The organism is Geobacillus sp. GHH01 (genome assembly GCF_000336445.1).
GTDB classification, from domain to species: domain Bacteria; phylum Bacillota; class Bacilli; order Bacillales; family Anoxybacillaceae; genus Geobacillus; species Geobacillus zalihae.
In genome coordinates this window covers 3,333,026-3,351,462 of sequence record NC_020210.1, presented here as the reverse complement: position 1 = coordinate 3,351,462, position 18,437 = coordinate 3,333,026, and the positions used below count along the sequence as shown (strand labels likewise).

At 50.7% G+C, this 18,437-nt stretch carries 15 protein-coding genes and 5 pseudogenes; 13 read left to right on the top strand and 7 right to left on the bottom strand.

The window, feature by feature from the left end:
• Positions 1 to 7 precede the first annotated feature (7 nt).
• Positions 8 to 340: a (2Fe-2S)-binding protein gene (locus GHH_RS18615; protein WP_223812943.1), complete on the top strand. Its 333-nt coding sequence runs from the start codon at positions 8 to 10 to the stop codon at positions 338 to 340.
• A 5-nt stretch (positions 341 to 345) separates the two neighbouring features.
• Positions 346 to 1,419 carry an FAD-binding oxidoreductase gene (locus tag GHH_RS16545; RefSeq protein WP_015375977.1) on the top strand — a complete coding sequence of 358 codons (1,074 nt, stop codon included), beginning with the start codon at positions 346 to 348 and terminating at the stop codon, positions 1,417 to 1,419.
• Between the two features lie 136 nt (positions 1,420 to 1,555).
• Here the strand turns inward: GHH_RS16545 and GHH_RS18610 are convergent.
• Positions 1,556 to 1,744: pseudogene (locus GHH_RS18610) on the bottom strand (GntP family permease); the annotation flags it as partial.
• Positions 1,745 to 1,911: 167 nt separating this feature from the next.
• Here GHH_RS18610 and GHH_RS16540 point away from each other — a divergent pair.
• A pseudogene (locus tag GHH_RS16540) lies at positions 1,912 to 2,370 on the top strand (radical SAM/SPASM domain-containing protein); the annotation flags it as partial.
• Positions 2,371 to 3,217: 847 nt separating this feature from the next.
• Here the strand turns inward: GHH_RS16540 and GHH_RS19585 are convergent.
• The 3 genes from GHH_RS19585 to GHH_RS16525 form a co-directional block, all read right to left on the bottom strand.
• Entirely contained in the window at positions 3,218 to 3,532 is a 315-nt protein-coding gene (locus GHH_RS19585; protein WP_015375975.1) for a putative regulator, read from the bottom strand.
• 58 nt (positions 3,533 to 3,590) lie between these two features.
• The gene (locus tag GHH_RS16530) at positions 3,591 to 4,088 is read right to left on the bottom strand and encodes a L,D-transpeptidase family protein (RefSeq protein WP_015375974.1); all 498 of its coding nucleotides are present in this window, start codon (positions 4,086 to 4,088) and stop codon (positions 3,591 to 3,593) included.
• Positions 4,089 to 4,447: 359 nt separating this feature from the next.
• A complete protein-coding gene (locus tag GHH_RS16525) occupies positions 4,448 to 4,924 on the bottom strand; it encodes a hypothetical protein (RefSeq protein ID WP_015375973.1) in 477 nt (158 codons plus the stop codon).
• 269 nt (positions 4,925 to 5,193) lie between these two features.
• Here GHH_RS16525 and GHH_RS16520 point away from each other — a divergent pair, with 269 nt between their 5' ends.
• Both GHH_RS16520 and GHH_RS16515 read left to right on the top strand, forming a co-directional pair.
• A complete protein-coding gene (locus GHH_RS16520; protein WP_015375972.1) occupies positions 5,194 to 6,126 on the top strand; it encodes a DMT family transporter in 933 nt (310 codons plus the stop codon).
• Between the two features lie 201 nt (positions 6,127 to 6,327).
• Positions 6,328 to 7,221 (top strand): Rpn family recombination-promoting nuclease/putative transposase, encoded by an 894-nt coding sequence (locus tag GHH_RS16515; protein ID WP_013524772.1) that lies wholly within the window; start codon positions 6,328 to 6,330, stop codon positions 7,219 to 7,221.
• Between the two features lie 39 nt (positions 7,222 to 7,260).
• On the opposite strand, the pseudogene GHH_RS16510 reads toward GHH_RS16515, so the two are convergent.
• Positions 7,261 to 7,677: pseudogene (locus GHH_RS16510) on the bottom strand (substrate-binding domain-containing protein); the annotation flags it as partial.
• 442 nt (positions 7,678 to 8,119) lie between these two features.
• Positions 8,120 to 9,487, bottom strand: a complete 1,368-nt coding sequence (locus GHH_RS16505) for an ISLre2-like element ISGsp3 family transposase (RefSeq protein WP_015374689.1) — start codon at positions 9,485 to 9,487, stop codon at positions 8,120 to 8,122.
• A gap of 311 nt (positions 9,488 to 9,798) precedes the next feature.
• Between GHH_RS16505 and GHH_RS16500 the strand changes: the two genes are divergently transcribed.
• On the top strand, positions 9,799 to 10,617 hold the full coding sequence (locus tag GHH_RS16500) for an IS982 family transposase (RefSeq protein WP_051049851.1): 819 nt from the start codon (positions 9,799 to 9,801) through the stop codon (positions 10,615 to 10,617).
• A gap of 53 nt (positions 10,618 to 10,670) precedes the next feature.
• Entirely contained in the window at positions 10,671 to 11,951 is a 1,281-nt protein-coding gene (locus tag GHH_RS16495) for an RNA-guided endonuclease TnpB family protein (RefSeq protein ID WP_015375968.1), read from the top strand.
• Here the strand turns inward: GHH_RS16495 and GHH_RS19580 are convergent.
• Positions 11,923 to 12,054: pseudogene (locus GHH_RS19580) on the bottom strand (LacI family transcriptional regulator); the annotation flags it as partial. The gene GHH_RS16495 and the pseudogene GHH_RS19580 overlap by 29 nt on opposite strands.
• Between GHH_RS19580 and GHH_RS16490 the strand changes: the two are divergent.
• The 6 genes and pseudogenes from GHH_RS16490 to galU all read left to right on the top strand — a co-directional run.
• Positions 12,043 to 12,501 (top strand): annotated as a pseudogene (locus GHH_RS16490) (carbohydrate ABC transporter permease); the annotation flags it as partial. The pseudogenes GHH_RS19580 and GHH_RS16490 sit on opposite strands and share 12 nt — an antisense overlap.
• Positions 12,488 to 13,318, top strand: coding sequence for a carbohydrate ABC transporter permease (locus tag GHH_RS16485; RefSeq protein WP_015375966.1), 831 nt, complete (start codon positions 12,488 to 12,490; stop codon positions 13,316 to 13,318). The pseudogene GHH_RS16490 and the gene GHH_RS16485, both read left to right, overlap by 14 nt.
• A 41-nt stretch (positions 13,319 to 13,359) precedes the next feature.
• Positions 13,360 to 14,307: a DUF1861 family protein gene (locus tag GHH_RS16480; RefSeq protein ID WP_015375965.1), complete on the top strand. Its 948-nt coding sequence runs from the start codon at positions 13,360 to 13,362 to the stop codon at positions 14,305 to 14,307.
• A gap of 2 nt (positions 14,308 to 14,309) precedes the next feature.
• On the top strand, positions 14,310 to 15,368 hold the full coding sequence (locus tag GHH_RS16475) for a glycoside hydrolase family 130 protein (protein WP_015375964.1): 1,059 nt from the start codon (positions 14,310 to 14,312) through the stop codon (positions 15,366 to 15,368).
• A gap of 219 nt (positions 15,369 to 15,587) precedes the next feature.
• Positions 15,588 to 16,940, top strand: coding sequence for a TrkH family potassium uptake protein (locus tag GHH_RS16470; protein ID WP_015375963.1), 1,353 nt, complete (start codon positions 15,588 to 15,590; stop codon positions 16,938 to 16,940).
• Between the two features lie 17 nt (positions 16,941 to 16,957).
• Positions 16,958 to 17,845, top strand: coding sequence for a UTP--glucose-1-phosphate uridylyltransferase GalU (gene galU / locus GHH_RS16465; protein ID WP_015375962.1), 888 nt, complete (start codon positions 16,958 to 16,960; stop codon positions 17,843 to 17,845).
• Positions 17,846 to 18,437 lie beyond the last annotated feature (592 nt).

Below are 18,437 nucleotides of genomic sequence, written 5' to 3'. Positions count from 1 at the left end.
AAGGTTGGTGGTTCATTTGGAAAAGTCAACAATTATTTGTCGATGTGAAGAAATCACGTACGAGGAAATTGAAGAGGTAATTTCTCATGGTGCAAGGACATTTGACGATATTAAAAGGTTGACGCGTTGCGGAATGGGTCCTTGTCAAACAAAGATTTGCATGCATTTAGTTAACAAAGTTATTCATGAGTTAACAGGTCTCCCATTTCAAGATATTCCTTTACCCCGATTGAGAATGCCGTTGTCTCCTATAAAGCTTGAAACGTTAGCCACTAATAGCACTTCGTTTTATGCAGTAAAATCCGTTTTGGATGAGTTGGAGTTAGAGGAGAGGAGATAGAATAAATGGAAACGAACTACGAAACGATAATTATTGGTGGCGGGGTTATTGGTAATAGTATTGCTTATCATCTCTCGGAGCGGTATAAAGGGGGAATATTAGTAATTGATAAGAAGTTCCCAATGTCAGGGACTTCAGGAGCTACACAAGCCTGGGTATGGGTGCATAATAAAACTCCTGCTTGGTATGCAGAATTTAGTATGTATAGTGCAGAGCTTTATTCATATCTATCAAAAAAAATTGGGGATGTTGAGTATAGACGAACAGGAGGATTATCTCCTTTTTTCACTGTGAGAGATTTGGAAAAGGCTAAGCGGCTTGCTGATTCTTATGAAAAAATTGGAATAAAAATTAAAGTTTTATCACGGGAAGAGGTATTAGAAAAGGAACCTTTTATTAATCCTAAAGTTGTGGGGGCAACCTTTAGTCGAATTGACGGGAACGTTAATCCATTCCGGTTAATTGACATGTATATGAGGGCGGCTAAAAAAAATGGTGTTCACTATTCCACTTATAATCGAGTAATAGACATTCAAAAACAGAACGGTCAGTTCGTTGTTATTTCTGAAAAAACAACGTATGCTACAAAAAACCTTATTCTCGCAGGTGGCCCTTGGTCACGGGAACTGGGGAGAATGGTAGGTGTCGATATACCTGTTAATCAAGTGAGAGGACAAATTCTTGTTTCAGAACCATTAAAGCCTTTTTTAAACTATACGATAAGTGGATTAAGGCAAACCAATAATGGTGAAGTATTGATAGGTTATTCTATGGAGCAGGCGGGTTTTGACCGATCCACTACACTTGACGTTATTCAAGAAACTGCCAATATGGCTGTCCATTACGTTCCTTCGTTGAGAAAAGCGAAAATTGTGCGTACTTTTTCAGGAATTCGCGCTATGCCGAAGGATGGTTTACCAATTATTGGAAGAGTTCCGGATGTTGAGAATCTTTACGTAGCGGCTACACATAGTGGTATAACACTTTCCCCTTTAATAGGGACGATCATGACCGAGTTAATTGTAGACGGAGAAACATCTATTCCGATTGACCGATATTCAATTACAAGATTTTCTTGAAAAGGGGAGTTCATTATCTGTTCCTAAATGCAAACCAATCGGCCTTTTCCCTAATAAGTAATGGGAAAAGGCCATGATTTTGCAGGTGATTTTAGGATGAATTTTTAGAGAAACAAAGCAAGAGACTATTTATATATTATCCAAAAAATGCATTAACGATTAGTAGCGTGATTAAGGATGCAGCCCATGCAAGAGTTGTTGGGATTGACCATGTTAAAATTTGTTCTTTCACTTCTTTTATTCCAAGCATACGGTTAATGACCCAGAATAGGCTATCGTTAAAATACGAGAAGATCATAGCTCCTAGGGCGGCTGACTGTGCGGCTCTTTAGTGTTGCCTATTTGTCCATTGCCTTTGCCGCTTTGGCGATGGCCGGTCTAGCCTGTGCCGCAGCTTGATGAATGAGGTTGTCTAGGAGCGCCAATGTGACCGATTTAACAGCGGAAAACGGCACGGATTGATAGGATGGTAAACAAAAAGGTGTTGGAGACATGAAGCGGATTCCGTCCCGATTTAACGCGATGGCGCAAACAAAGCATGGTGAACGGATTCTCTACAATAGGTATATCGGGGCGATTGGCGCGGTGGCGGAAGACAAGAAGGCCGCTGCGCTTGACGCGCTCAAGAGAACCGGGATTGACCGCGAACTGTCACCGGTGGAACAAACGCTGGTGGAGTGCGGGTTTCTTGTCGCTGAGAACGTCGATGAGAAGCGACGGGCGCAGTTTTTGCATCAATCGTTGCACCGGACGGATGTGATGCCTCTCGTGATCTTGCCGACGGAGGCGTGTAATTTCCGTTGTGTCTATTGTTATCAAGAGTTTTTGCGCGGACAGATGAAACGTGAGGTCATTGACGGGTTGAAACGTTTTTTGACGAAGACGATTCCGCGTCTCACCCATTTGACGGTCAGCTGGTTTGGCGGCGAACCGCTGTTGGCGCTCGGTGTGAAGGGAACCACTGTCCGTTGTCCCGCCTGCGAACAGGGGAGCACCCTTGCCCGCATGAAAAGCGAAAAATCAAAGAAGTGCTCCGGCTGATTGATGCACAGTCATTCGTACGAGATGAAGGGAAAGGGAGGTGAGAATATGCGCGTTTTGCGTCCTGCCGCATCGCTTGTTGCGTTGTCCTATTTTGGGCGGCTGACGAAATCAGTGCCTGGTCATTTGAAATGATGAATGGCGGGGGATTGCGGTTTGGCAGGCGATTTGGGAAAAAGCGTGAAAATCGTTTGAGATTCTGTCCTAGCTAGCAGATGGATCACACATTCCTTTTCTCGCGATGAAATGATTTCGTTTTTGCCTTCTGATTCAATGAGACATACGATCAACCATGCCCCCCAATGAAATGAATGAGTCGTTTTCTTTGGCATCCATGCAGCCACCAAATGACCATGAGCATGACAATGGCCCTTGTCGAATGACAAGGGCCCATTTATATGCTCCTTTGCGTGCATGAACCGGACTGTGATGGAATGGAAAACAGACTAAGCGAATTCACCTCTCACATGGAGAAGTGGTTTCCGTTTTCCTCGACTCGACCAAGGCGGGGGATGTCACTCAAGGGCATGCTCGACGACCGTCTTCTCGTATGGAGAAACCTTCCCACTTTATGACGTCTTACGCCCGCTAGAGACGGTCACCTTTTTTCTATGGCTTTTGAGAACGTCAGGTGGTGAGAAACGGTGGTGTCTCATCCTTTCAGAGTCCCCATTTACGGTTGAAAGGCGGTGATTAGTCGTGGCAGACACTCTGCAACGACTGAAGTGAGCACAGTTTGGATGCCGATGGTTATGCCTTATCGTTTTTTCATGAAAAATTCGACTAAAATGTCAATGAGAACAACGAGGGTCGAACGGGCAGATAGGTCATAACCCGCAAACTGGATGCGTTGCACGTAGGCGCTGATATGTTTTCGCACAAGCTTGGCCAGTGTGCTGTCGGCGTTGTTCGTGATCGCTACTGTTTCGATGTTTCTAATAGAGCGAGCATCGAGACCCTCTTCCAAATGAGGGGAATGATCATCCCATTCGATTAACATGGTATCTTCATCGTAAGCGGGTTCATCACCTATGATGACTTTAGCAATATCGTATTTCATCTGCCCATTCATTCAAAGAGGACTTCCCGCGTGGGCGAAACGATGGACGGTCAGGTGCTTTCGGTTGCCCTCACGGCCGGATGAACACTTCTGTTCCGTTCGGGACGATGGAGGCGAGTTCGAGCACGTCTTTGTTGTGCATGCGGATGCATCCTCTCGAGACGTATTTGCCGATCGAGGCTGGGTCGTTCGTGCCGTGGATGCCGTAATGGATTTTGGATAAACTGAGCCACATCGCGCCGAACGGACCGCCTGGGTTTGGCTGGCGGTTGACGATGACAAAGTCGCCGACGGGGGTGGTGGTGACCATTTTGCCGACGCCGATCGGATACGTGCGGATCGTTCGTCCTCGATACTTTAAGACGAGTTGCCGGCGGCTGATCGATACATGGATCGTATACGGAATCGAGCCTTTGGCCGGGAGGTGGGGGATGATGATCTCTTGACCCGGGAAGATGATGGACGAGGCGGTGAGGCCGTTGGCGCGAAGCAGCGCCGCGACGGACGTGCGGTAGTCTCTGGCGATGGAGGCGATCGTTTCCCCGCGTTTGACGATATGTTTGTACATTCCCTATCACTCCTTTTTTTCGCTCGACGGAGACACCCGTTCGGGTGCATGATACATTAATGTATGAGAACATCCTAGAAAGGTTGCCAAACGAGTGGGTGAACCGTTCCCTTCGCTAGAATGCTGGTGAAAACGGGATTTTTCCCTTTTCGGGTCATCGATGGCGCTCCTGTTTTACGCAAGAAGAGCGGGAAAACGGGTGTCAGTGATGGATCTTCCACATCGGGATCAGACGATGGAGATCATGGAAGAACCGAGAGCGATAACGATCGCCGGTCGGCGATGCGTATCGCTCGTATATACGAAGGGTTGGGTCATAACGAATGGGCTTCCCTTCGTGATCGTAGCAAGGGAACAGCTCATGACGAATCGTAAGGAAATAAGATGCCCCATTTCCCATTCTTCTTTGCGACAAACACGTCTTGATGGAGTTCAAACACGCCAAAAGCGCTATGGAATGTCTGGATGACACGGATACGGTAGACGTCTTGGAACGGTTTGTGTTCGCTTGACATCGACCAAGAAGACAAGTGTTCCATCTCGTCCAGGCGGTACTCGAACGTCTCGACGCCGAAGTCTTGCATAAAGACGTGGGCGCGGCGCTGGATGTAGATGTCTTTTGGGAATTTCTTTTTCATGAGCGGGTGAAACAGCTCCCAAGAGCTGCCAAAATCCCCTGCCTGTTCATAGCGGTAAAACGTGTCCACGATTTCCTTCGCCTCATTTTGTTCGTTCGAAAGAAACAGGGTCAAAATCGCCACCAACACGGCGGCGGCGGTGAGAACCGCCACCCCCGTCCTGGCTCGGATCGTTTTTTGGCGGTAGCGTGGGAACATGGGGTCTTCTCTCCTCTCTGTTATACCATATGCACGATGGACGGCCGATATGGGCGGAGAAAGGAAGAACATGCCGCGGGCTTGAGATGACGGTGCTTTTGAGTCAAAAAATCCGCTGTGGTGTAGTAAAATAGAGGGCAGAAGCCATTGCAGCGGAATTGAATTCATTCGTTCTATGTGGAAACGGGTGGGAAAGCGGAGCGTCCATCGGCTCCGTTTTTCCTTTTCCATGTTGAGAAAAACCGAACGTGCAGGAGAGGGAGAGAGGGATGAAGAGATCATTCATTTATGTGTTGCTTGTCGGGATCATGGTCGCCTGGGGGCTGAATGTGACGGCGTTGAAAGTTTTGGTGGAGCATTTTTCGCCCGTCGCGTTGACGGCGCTGCGCATTCTAACGGCCGGGTTGGTCGTGCTTTTGTTTTTATGGGGGATCGGCAAGCTGGAACGAGTCAGTTGGAAGGAGGCGAAACAGATTGGCGTGGCCGCCTTGTTCAGCGTCGTGGCCCATCACTTCTTTTTAGCGTTGGGAATTGCGAGGACGACAGCGGTGAATGCGGGTCTTGTGCTAGGGCTTGTGCCGCTTGTGACGGCGCTGTTGGCGATCGTGTTTTTGGGACAGCGGCCGACGTTGTTTCGGCTGCTTGGCATCGCGCTTGGGTTTTTTGGCGTCGTGTTTGTTGTGGCGAGCGGCGACGGGGGCCTTGGCCATTTGTCCATTGGGGATGTGTACGTCTTTTTGGCTGTTTTGGCGCAAGGGATCAGCTTTATTATGATCAAAAAAGCGACGGTCGAGGCGCGGTTGATGACTGGGTGGATGCTTGTCTTCGGGTCGCTTTGGCTGTTTGTCTTAAGCCTCGTGCTCGAGCCGAGCGGCCTATCGAGTTTGAAAGAGGGTACGTTGCCGCTTTGGCTCATTTTCCTTGCTTCGGCTGTCGTGGCGACGGCGCTTGGCCATATGTTTTATAACCAGGCTGTTCAACATCTTGGTCCCGCTGAGTCGGCGGTGTTCATCAACCTCAATCCGCTCTTTTCGTTGCTTGGGGCGCACTGGTTGCTTGGTGAGCCGATTTCATGGATGCAGCTGGCTGGTTTTCTCTTCATCGTCGTGGGCGTGTTGTTCGGCAGCGGGGGGATGGATGATGTGGTCGCCCGTTTCCGCCGGGCGAAAGTGGCGGCTGGGGGAAGGAAGGCGGGGATGTAGCCGCCTTGGCATCCCCTGCTTTTCGGCCTTGCGTGCAAGTGGCGGAACATTTATAGTTCCAGGAATAAGGGATTCACATTGCGGTTGGCGTCTTGGCTGTCTCTTTTCTGAAAAGGGATGGCCATTTTTGTGCCATCGGCAGGATTTTGCTTGATGATGTCGAAAAAGAGAATACGAAACGTATTCGTGTGAGGTGAATGTATGGCGATCGATCACGACCGGTTGTTCAAGGAGTTGTTGCAGACGTTTTTTGAGGAATTTGTGCTTCTCTTCTTTCCGGATATGCACGAGCATATTGATTTCAACCATTTGTCGTTTTTGTCCGAAGAGCTGTTTACGGACGTAACGGCTGGGGAGAAGTACCGCGTTGACCTGCTCGTCGAGACGAAGTTCAAAGGAAAAGACGGATTGATCATTGTTCACGTAGAAAACCAAGCGTACGTTCAATCGTCATTTCCAGAAAGAATGTTTCTTTACTTCAGCCGCTTGTTTGAAAAATACCGCACTCCGATCATTCCGATTGCCGTCTTCAGCTATGATGCCATCCGAGATGAACCCTCTTCGTTCACGCTCTCCTTTCCGTTTGGCGATGTGCTTGACTTTCGCTTTTTCCATGTGGAGTTGCGCAAGCAAAACTGGCGCCAATTCATCCGCACCGACAACCCGGTGGCGGCTGCGCTGCTTAGCAAAATGGGGTATACTGAAAGTGAACGAGTGGAACTGAAAAAGCAATTTTTGCGCATGTTGGTGCGTCTTGAGCTAGACGAGGCAAGACAGCGTTTGTTGATGGGCTTTTTTGAAACGTATGTGAAGCTGTCCGATGAAGAAGAACAACAGCTTCGAAGTGAGGTGGAACAAATGGAGACGAAAGAAAAAGAACGCGTGCTGGAATTGATCATTTCGTACGAGCAAAAGGGAAAAATTCAAGGCCGAAAGGAAGGACGGGAGGAAGGGCGCAAAGAGGGAGCGGAACAAGAAAAACGGCACATTGCGAAACGGATGTTGATGAAAGGGTTTGATGCGCAGACGATTCACGAACTGACCGGATTGCCTGTGACGGAGATTGAGGAAATGAAACAAAGCGGCTTCAAGTGAATGGAAATCAAACAGGCGGGGCAAAAGGCCAGCCCCGCCCTAGCGCGTTGGTTTTGCTGCTGTGGATTCCCGTTTGATCAGTTTCGTAGACAATAGCACTTCCTGAAAAGGTTCGTTCGGGTTGTCCCACCGCCATCGCAACAATTCCACCGCTCGTTTGCCGTAGCGCTTCAGGTCGATGTCGACGGTCGTGATTTTCGGCGTCGCGATTTGCGAAAGCTGTCCGTTGTCAAAGCTGCAGACGGAAACGTCATCGGGCACTTTTAGCCCGTACTGCTGCAGGCCGGTGCTGACGAAAAAGCCAAGCCCGTCATTGACGCAAAACCAGGCGGTCGGCTGCCGCTTCAGCTCGCGGATGTAGCCTGCGATGACCGTTTCGTCTTCTTGCGCCTGGCAGAACATCCACTCCTCGTTCGGCTTCACCCCATAGTCTTTCAGCGCCAATAAGTACCCTTCATCGTCTTTGGCGAGGAGACCCCCACTTCAACGACCAAAGGGAGTAAGTGGGGGAGGAATCGCTTTTTTTGTTTTTGTATCACTAAAAAAATATGATATAATATATGATATAATATATTATATAATATACCCGTGGTGCTAGATAAACTCAAACAAGCATAAAAATAGCCCTTGCATGAGGATCCCCTTAAAATGAAAGTGCAACCAACCATTAAAAAGGAGGATCCCTATGCAAGAGCACTTTCATTTTACTACAGATCGGGCCAAGATTCAAAAGCAATATGCCGCCATGAGTCAGTCAAGACTTTGTGGAGAACATTTTTTCGGTTCACTACGGGCGTTGTCAATCACTAGTTAGCGAACCATTTTCAGGAATTAATATCGTAAGCGCTTTCGGACTCTCATCCCTCATCTTGAGGCGATGATACGATATTCCATTTTTTTACACCCAACCACCATCCCGGAGCGCCGACAACGCTTGATGGATCGGTGTCCCGGATGACCGCTGCAGACACGGTAGATTCTGACGCACCACATCTGCCCATAACCGTCCGGCCTTCCGTTTGGCCTGTTCGATCCGCTTGGACTTTGTTGAGGCCGAGGCCGCCGTTCGGGTCTCTTCTTCCTCCACCAACTGCCCATTTCTCCGCCAAATCCCGTCGATTCGGGCCGCCATCGCCCTCAGAAACGCCCGAAGCCCTTGGTCTTTCCAGCTGCGGCGGGATTTCACCCGATGCGCAAACCGGCTCATCACGCTCTCGGCGTGGCCCATCGGACGCATGCCGGTCGTCTCCACCCCTTGCTCCGACAGCCACTCCCGATAGTCCCGGATGCATCCCGGCATCGACTCGATCCGGCGGATCATGGCAGCCATCTGCTTCTCTTTCGCTTCGTCCTCCAACGTGCCGACCGCGCTGTTCAGCTCCACGAGAAGCCCCTCTTCGTCTTGTTTCGCCAGCTTCTTCCGCACCTCCCGCCAACGCGGATGGCCGGACAGACACTGACGCAGCTCCCGCGCCACATGAAATCGATCCAGCTGAAAGCACGCCCGCTTCCCAAAATACTCCCGGCAGGCCGTGATCCACGACGCCGCGTCGCCGTTGATGATCAACAGGTCCCGGCACGGATCATAGGCATATTCGTTCATCAGCCACTCTTCGAACCGTTCCCACACGTCTCCCTCCCCTTCATGGAGGTAGTGGCGCCGGTTCACGAGCTCGAGCTGCGAACCGTTTCGTTTCCATCCCTCGTGAACCGCCAGGATTTTCTCTTCTTTCGCCCGTTTCCCTTTCCCCTGGCGGGAAATAAACAGTCCATCCGCCTCCACAAACAGCACCCGGCCGTGCCGTTGGGAAACAGGGCGGTGCAGCGAGACAGGGGCCTCCAGCACCAGTTGGCGAATCGCCTCGTGGCTCATGACCGCATACCCCACGATCGACTCCAACGTACGGGCCGCTTTGCGGTAGGAAGAGCACTCTACGGCCAACTCGACCGCCGTTTCCTCGAGGCAAGGACTGATCGATCGGGCCCCATCAAAGCCTAATTCGGCATCCAGCAAGAAGGTATAGTTCCCCGTTTGCCGGTCATAGTAGTAGTTCCGTCGAAACGTCACTTCTCCAAACAGCGTTTGGATCGTAGTCGGCCGTTTGTCTTTCAGCTGATACCGGCGCTTGTCCCGCGCTTCCGCCAGTTGTTGATCAATCTCCTCCAAAAGGGCCGCCAACAAGACAGCGAACACCTTTTGAAGAGTTCTGACTAATTGTTCCTCCAGCTCTTTTAATAAAGGCCATTCTGTGGTAAGATGTTTCATGGACTCTCTCCCTCCTGTTTTCGGTTGATGTTGACAATCACCATCATAGCAGGGAGAGAGTCCTTTTTGCATGACATTTGCTTTTTTCTACCGCGCTTCGCTTGGTGGCCCCGACGAGCGTCGCGAACAAAAGTTCGCAACCCTCGTCGGGGATCATTTCGGAATGTCACCCACAAATATTTTACTCACACTGCCGCCATTTTCGTTTTTGTTTCTGCTCAACTTTCATGCATTCGCGAACAAAAGTTCGCAACCCTCGTCGGGGATCATTTCGGAATGTCACCCACAAATATTTTACTCACACTGCCGCCATTTTCGTTTTTGTTTCTGCTCAACTTTCATGCATTCAGGTGCATCTTCATCGTCGAAATCGCCATTTGGTCAAGCAAGAGGACGCTGTCATCATCGCCATTCATCTTTTAGGAAAGCTGCTCGGTTTTACTTCTGAACGGGCGTGGCATCGTTTTGTCACGGGAAATTTGTTCACAAACGGCTCGTTTCTCGAACGTTCCCGGTATAACCGCCGCTGCCGGGCGCTTGGCTTCGCTATCAAATGGATCCGCCATGAGCTGGCAAAACGTGGCCAACATCATGCCTATGCCGTCGTGGACAGCTTGCCGCTCCCATTGTGCCATACGGCAAGAATGCATCGCGTCAAACGGTTTCAAGAGATCGCCGACATCGGGTATTGCGCTTCCAAAAAGCAATGGTACTACGGGTTGAAGCTGCACCTTCAAGTGACCGATCAAGGGCTGCCAATGGGGTATGTGGTGACGGAAGCATCTTGCCACGATCGAATCGCAGCCGAAAGCGTGATGACCCAAATTCCCCACCCGTATAACTTTGGGGACAAAGGATTTATTAGCCGTGACTTGCAAAAAAGGCTGTACGAAGAATACCAAATGGCGCTTTGGACTCCGTCTCGAAAAAACCAGAAACATCGTGCGTCTGAGACATGGGAGCAGTGGATCCAACAAAAACGCAAAGTGATCGAGACGGTGTTCTCGGTTCTGGTTGACCACTATCGCATCACGGGGATCCGAGCCAATTCGATTATCGGATTTGAAGTGGCACTAGACGGTATATTGTTAGCTTATTCCCTGGTTACACTTGGGCTAGTTGAGCGCTAAAGCTCAACTAGCACCACGGGTATAATATATTTAGTGAAAGAGAGGTGAGACAAATGGACATGACGTTAACAGCCAAAATAAAAATTTACCCAACAGCGGAACAAGCAGAAGTATTGAAAGCCACCCTTTCCGCTTATCGACAAGCGTGCAACGCTGTATCTGTTGTGATTTTTGACACAAAAGTGCTTGCACAAGCCAAGTTACACGACATGACCTATCGTCTACTTCGATCAAACTACGCTTTGCGTTCGCAAATGGCGCAATCTGTGATTAAAACGGTTATCGCTAGATACCGTTCCCTAAAAAGCAATGGTCATGAATGGACATTGGTTCGCTTTAAAAAGCCTGAATATGATCTCGTTTGGAATCGAGATTACTCCATTGTTCAAGGGTTATTTTCTGTCAATACGCTAGAAGGACGAATCAAAGTGCCATTCGAACCAAAAGGCATGGAACAATATTTTGATGGCTCATGGACGTTTGGCACAGCCAAACTCGTCTATAAGCATAACAAATTCTTTTTGCACATTCCCATGACTAAAACAATTCCGACCGTAGATGAACACAACATTCGCCAAGTGGTCGGTGTCGATGTAGGGGTTAACTTTCTTGCAGCAGCTTATGATTCGCAAGGGAAAACTACCTTTTTTAACGGACGAAAAATCAAGCATATGCGTGCCAAGTACAAACGAATGCGAAAAACCCTCCAGCAAAAAGGGACGGCTTCTGCGCGTCGGAAGTTGAAAACAATCGGACAACGAGAAAACCGTTGGATGACGGATGTGAACCATGCTGTCACGAAGGCACTCGTTCGTCAATATGGAGAACGTACCCTTTTTGTATTAGAAGATTTAACAGGCATTCGTGAAAAAACAGAACGTGTATGGATCCATGACCGATATGAAACCGTATCGTGGGCGTTCTATCAGTTCCGTCAAATGTTAGAGTATAAGGCACGTTTGCATGGGTCAAAAGTGATGGTGGTTGCTCCGCATTACACCTCTTTGACATGTCCAAAGTGTGGTCATACGGAAAAAGCCAATCGAAACAAGCGTACACACACCTTTTGTTGCCGAACATGCGGATACACCTCAAACGATGACCGCATTGGTGCTATGAACCTTCAACGAAAAGGAATAGAGTACATCGTTGAAGGAACGACACAGGCATGGCCTGCGTCGTTGGGCAGTTGTCAACCTGCCCCTAATGCAACCCCAAGTCAAGGAAGGAGGACGAAGTCCGCTCGCACTTCTGGGGAGTTGCAAGCCCCCACTTCAAGCGTTAGCGAAGTGGGGGTAGTTGACACCGCTCTTGATAGCTCGGCGAATAGTTGACGTCGCCGACAAACGCGATGTCAGTATGGTTGAGCTCCAACAAATGCTGGACGGCCACATACGCCCCGAACCGATTGTTGGTCAGCACCGCATCGGTATTGACTGGCTCGGCTCGCCCATCTTAGCCCCGCTCGTCATTGCGCTCATGATGGCGTGGAAGTTTGTCGGATATTATGCGCTGCTGTTTTTGTCCGGCTTGGAAAGCATCCCGAAAGAAGTGTATGAAGCGGCGGAAATGGACGGGGCGGTCGGCTGGAAGCGGGTTTGGCACGTGACGATTCCGATGCTGTACCCTTCGTTTTATACCGTGACGATTTTGGCGGTCGGCTTGATGTTTGGCATTTTCACCGAACCGTATGTGTTGACGGGCGGCGGGCCAGAGTATGCGACCCATACGTGGCAGCTCGAGATTTACAACCAAGCGTTTGAAAAATTGAATGCGGGTTACGGAACCGCGGTCGCGATCATTAATTCGATCGTCACCTTTGCGTCGATTTTCGTCTTTCGCAAGGTGTTGGAAAAATGGGGTGGCAAACATGGCTGGGAGTAAAACATGGAAGGTCGGACTGCTTTATGTTTTGGCGTTTGCCGTTTTGTTCGTCATGGTGTTTCCGTATTTGTATATGGTGTTAGGCTCTCTTGCCCCATGGAATGAGGTCGACCGAAAGCTGATCCCGTCGTCATTGACGCTTCGCTCGTATGAATGGCTGTTTCAAGGCGGCGAAGATGTCGTGCCGCGGCCGTGGCTTCGGGCGTTTTTCAACAGTTTGCTCGTCACGTCGGCGTCAACGGTGCTTATGCTTGTGACGGCGGTGATGGTGGGCTACGCATTGTCGAAAGTGAAGTTTAAAGGGAGACAATGGGTCAACAACGCGATTTTGTTTCAAATGTTTTATCCGTCGATCATTTTGTTGATTCCGCTGTTTCTAATCGTCCGGTATTTCGGCTGGTACAACACGTATTGGGCGATGATCGTGCCCAAAGCGGTCAACTTGTGGGCCATTTTTATGTACACAAACTTTTTCCGCAGCATTCCCGATGAATTGATTGAAGCGGCAAAGATGGATGGAGCGGGCCATTTCACTATTATTCGCCGCATTGTCTGGCCGATGTCGCGCTCGATTACGACGATCATTTTCTTGTTCCTTTTTATGGAACGATGGGTGGAACTGCTTTGGGATATGCTTGTTGTGAATAACGAAAAGATGTTGACCTTAAACGTGTTGTTGGCGCAAATGTTTGGACCATACGGCGGATATCCGGGGCCGATGTACGCCGCCTCAGTGCTTCTCACGCTGCCGATTTTGATTTTGTTCCTTTTGTTTAGCAAGAATTTTAAGGAAGGGATGCAATTCATATTAAAATAATAAAAACATCATAATCGGAAGAGGGAGCAGGGAGAGACGTGATGCAGACAAGGACGCCGACCATGAAGACTTGCAAGACACTGCTTGAGGAATTTCAGCGTGCACCGCAGCCGCTTCGGGCGGAGAAGCTCGTGTTTGCCGGTGTCGGTGAGCGGGATGTGTACAACATTTCCGCGCCGTTTGAAGATGATGGCGAGTGGGTCATTGCCGGACGGGTGGAGGCACGAGACAGCGAGCAATCCGAAGTCTACTTTTTCGTCGAGCGTGAAGGGACATGGGTGCCGCGGGAAGGGGCGCCGGTGTTTGCGCTGCAGGATCCGTTTGTTTCGCGGGTGCACGGGCATCTTGTGTTTGGGGGGGTGGAGACGTTTCCGCATCCTGTGCTTCACGGGAAGTTGTATTGGCGGACGGTGTTGTACCGCGGAAACACGATCAAGGAATTGGCGCGTTTTTTCACCGGTCCCGACGGGATGAAAGACATTCGTCTTGTCGAGCTGCGGGATGGGTCGGTTGGGGTCTTCACCCGTCCGCAAGGGGCAAAAGGCGGACGCGGAAAAATCGGCTTCACCCGCATCGGTGCGCTCGATGAGTTGACGGTGGAGGCGATTGAGAAGGCTCCGCTCATTGACGGCCAATTTTCGGATGAAGAATGGGGCGGCGCCAATGAGGTGCATTTGCTTGACAATGGGCTCGTCGGCGTCTTGGGCCATATTGCTTGTTTCGATCACGAGCGGAACCGCCACTATTATCCGATGGTGTTTGCGTTCAATCCGGATACGGGGGAAGCGTCGGACATGGAGTTGATCGCCACAAGAGCCCATTTCCTCGATGGCCCGGCGAAGCGTCCGGATTTGGCGGATGTCGTGTTTAGCGGCGGACTGATTCGCAACGGGGACGGCACGGCCGATTTTTACGCTGGAACAAGTGACGCAGAAGCGCAAAAACTCACGATCGTGGATCCATTTACGAAATACGAAAGGCAGGGGTGACGATGCACCTTTACCGCTATGAAGAGAACCCGCTCATTACGCCGAACGATGTGCCGCCGTATCACGATGGGTTTGAAGTGATCGGGGCGTTTAACGCCGGGGTGGCGATGTTCCAAGGGGAGGTGTTGCTGCTGCTTCGGGTGGCGGAGCGCCCCGTGTCGGATGACCCGAATATCGTGAAAGCGCCGGTATGGAATCCAAAGACGGGGAAGGTCGAGGTTTACGAATTTCGCCAAGACGATCCGCGCTACGATTTTTCCGACCCGCGCGTTATTAAAGAGGCGGGGGCGGAGCGGTTCGCCTATTTGACGTCGCTTTCGTATTTGCGCCTCGCCCGCAGTCGGGACGGGCGGCGGTTTGTGATCGACGACCGCCCGTTCGTCTATCCATCGAATGAGCTCGAGACATTCGGTATTGAAGACCCGCGCATTACATGCATTGACGGCACGTATTACATTTATTTCAGCGCCGTGTCGCCAAAAGGAGTCGGCGAGGTGATGGTGTCGACAAAAGACTTTCAGACGGTGACGCACCACGGCATGATTTTCGCGCCGGAAAACAAAGATGTGCTCATTTTTCCGGAGAAGATCAACGGCAAGTATTACGCCCTTCATCGCCCGGTGCCGAGAAGCAACGGCCGCCCTGAGGTGTGGATTGCCGAGTCAGAGAATCTGCTTCATTGGGGGAATCATCGCTTTTTGTTCGGTCTGCGCGAAGGGAAGTGGGACAGCGCCCGCATCGGCGGCGGAGCGGTGCCGATCAAAACGGAGCGCGGCTGGCTTGAGTTGTACCACGGCGCATCGGATGACCACCGCTATTGCATGGGGGCGGTGCTGCTCGATTTGAACGACCCATCCAAAGTTCTCGCCCGCTCGGAGCAGCCGCTTGTCGAGCCGGAAGCGGATTATGAGGTGAACGGCTTTTTCGGCCGCGTCGTGTTTTCATGCGGGGCGATTGTCGATGGCGATATCGTAAAAATGTATTATGGCGCCGCGGATACGTCGATGGCGTGCGTCGAGCTGAAGCTTAGCGAGATTTTGGATTCGCTTGTCAAGGAATGAACTTGTAAACGGGAAACGCCTGATGCGTCGGGCGTTTCTTTTTTTGGCTTGTGGCTCCCTAGGCGCTTTTCTGTCGAAAGTTCTTCCTTTTGTTTCTTTCTTGGCAAAGGGATTTGATATAATGGAAAAAAACGTCGATTGATCGGGACAATCCATTACGATGTGAACTCGGCGTACGGAAGCTGCCCGCGCGCTGGTCGGGGCAATGGTGGTGACGGCATGACAATCAAACGTTCATTATGGTTGAAGTTGTCGACGATTCAGTTGATCATTCTGTTTTATTTGGCGGCCGTCGCGGTGTCGACGGTGCTGTTATGGCTGCCGATTGTGCATCAGCCGGGAGTGGAGCTTCACTGGATTGATGCGCTGTTTACGGCGGCGAGCGCCATTAGTGTGACCGGGTTGACGGTTGTGTCGATTCCGGAGACGTTTAATACGTTTGGGATTGTTTTGTTGATTGTGATGATGCAGGTGGGCGGCGTAGGGTTAATGATGCTTAGTACGTTCATTTGGCTGTTAGTTGGCAAAAAAATCGGGTTTCGTGAGCGGCAGCTGATCATGACCGATCAAAACCGTCTTGCGCTCTCAGGGCTCGTGAAGCTCACGCGGGACATCTTTTTCTTGATTCTGGCCATTGAAGCGGTCGGTGCGCTGATTTTGGGCGTGTATTTTTTGCGTTATTTTCCGACGTGGCCGGAGGCGCTTTTGCAGGCGGTGTTTGCGTCGGTCAGTGCCACGACGAACGCTGGATTTGATATTACCGGCCAGTCGCTGATTCCGTTCGCCGGTGATTATTTCGTGCAAGTCATCCATATCATTCTGATCATTCTAGGCGCGATTGGCTTTCCTGTGCTCATTGAGGTGAAGGAGTTTTTGTTTGCGCGCGACCGAGGGCGCTACCGGTTTTCGCTGTTTACGAAGTTGACGACGGTGACGTTTTTTGCCCTCGTCTTCTTTGGCACGGTGGCGATTTATGCGCTTGAATGGAGCCATTTTTTCGCTGGAAAGCCGTGGCACCGGTCGCTCTTTTACGCCTTGTTTCAGTCGGTGTCATCGCGCAGCGGCGGGCTGGCGACGATGGATATGAACGAGTTTTCCGACCCGACGTTATTGCTTTTGAGCGCGATGATGTTTATCGGTGCTTCCCCGAGCAGCGTTGGCGGGGGCATCCGGACGACGACGTTGGCGGTGATTTTGTTAACGGTTTGGCATTATGCGAAAGGGCGCTCAGCGGTCAAAGTGTTCGGGCGTGAAATTCATGAGGAAGATATTTTAAAATCGTTTGTTGTCTTTATCGGTGCGCTGTTCCTTTGTTTTGCGGCGGTTCTTGCGCTTTCCGTCTCGGAATCGTCGCTTCCTGTCGTTATGCTTTTGTTTGAAGTATGTTCAGCGTTTGGGACGACCGGGCTGTCGCTCGGCATTACCTCTGAGCTCAGCCCGTTTGGCAAGCTGGTGTTGGTGATCGTCATGTTCATCGGCCGGGTCGGCATCATTTCGTTTTTATGGCTCGTCCGCGGCCGAGCGGTGAAAGATAGCTACCATTACCCGAAAGAACGAGTCATTATCGGCTAGAAGAGGGGGACGGAATCATGAAAAAAGTGCGCAAAGCGATCATTCCGGCAGCGGGCCTTGGGACGCGGTTTTTGCCGGCGACAAAGGCCATGCCGAAGGAGATGCTTCCGATTGTCGATAAGCCGACGATTCAATATATTGTTGAAGAGGCGATGGCATCAGGCATTGAGGACATCATCATCGTCACCGGGAAAGGGAAGCGGGCGATTGAGGATCATTTTGACTATGCGTTTGAGCTCGAGCAGCTGCTGAAGCAAAAAGGAAAATTGGACTTGCTTGAGAAAGTAAAAGAGCCATCAAAAGTGGACATCCACTACATTCGCCAAAAAGAGCCAAAAGGGCTGGGGCATGCCGTTTGGTGCGCGCGCAATTTCATCGGAGACGAGCCGTTTGCGGTGTTGTTGGGCGATGATATCGTCCAAGCGGAAAAACCTTGTTTAAAACAGCTCATTGAGCAATACGAACAAACGTTCAGCTCGGTGATCGGCGTCAAGCGCGTGCCGGAGGAAGAGACGCACCGTTACGGGATCATCGACCCGCTCGAGCAGAAGGGACGGCGCTACCAAGTGCGCCGCTTTGTTGAAAAACCCGCTCCGGGCACAGCGCCGTCGAACCTCGCGATCGTCGGCCGCTACGTGTTGACGCCGGAAATTTTCTTGTTTTTGGAGAAGCAGGAAGTCGGCGCAGGCGGGGAGATTCAGCTCACCGATGCGATCGGGCGGCTGAATGAAATTCAGCGCGTCTTTGCCTACGAGTTTGAAGGAAAACGGTACGATGTCGGGGAGAAGCTCGGCTTTATCGAAACGACGATTGAGTTTGCCTTGCAAAACGAGGAGCTGCGCGCCGATTTGCTTTCGTTTTTGGAGCGGGTGGTGGCCGAGGCGAAGGGATCGAAGAGCAGCTAATTCAACCATCAGTCGGTCGCATTTCCATGTTTTGCATGACGGCTTGTCGTTTTTTAGGGATGGAGACAAAAAGGAGATTCTGCTATCGAAGCATTATCGATGGTCAACTACCCCCACTTCGCTAACGCTTGAAGTGGGGGCTTGCCACTCCCCAGAAGTGCAAGCGGACTTCGTCCTCCTTCCTTGACTTGGGGTTGCATCAGGGGGCAGGTTGACGACTACCCAACGACGCAGGTCATGCCTGCATCGTTACCGATTCTCTCGGTGTGTCTGTTGGCAGTACTTGGCTTCCACACACAACAGACGGACCTACGCTCGATGTTTTACGGTTACAACGTTTCCTGTAACCAACTCCATACATCGAGTAGCAGTTATTGGAGTGCCTTTATTGAACGGTTTTCTCCACGCCTTTATTCTATCATACACAAAAGAAAGGGGGAACGCGCATTCCTCTCCCACTTACTCCCTTTGGTCGTTGAAGTGGGAGTCTCCTGCGCGAAATAGGATGAATTGCAGTTCATACAAGTGGAAGCCATCGATGAAGCATCGTCTGCCATCAACCGTGTTCTGGATGAGTTTATGGAGGCGGAGG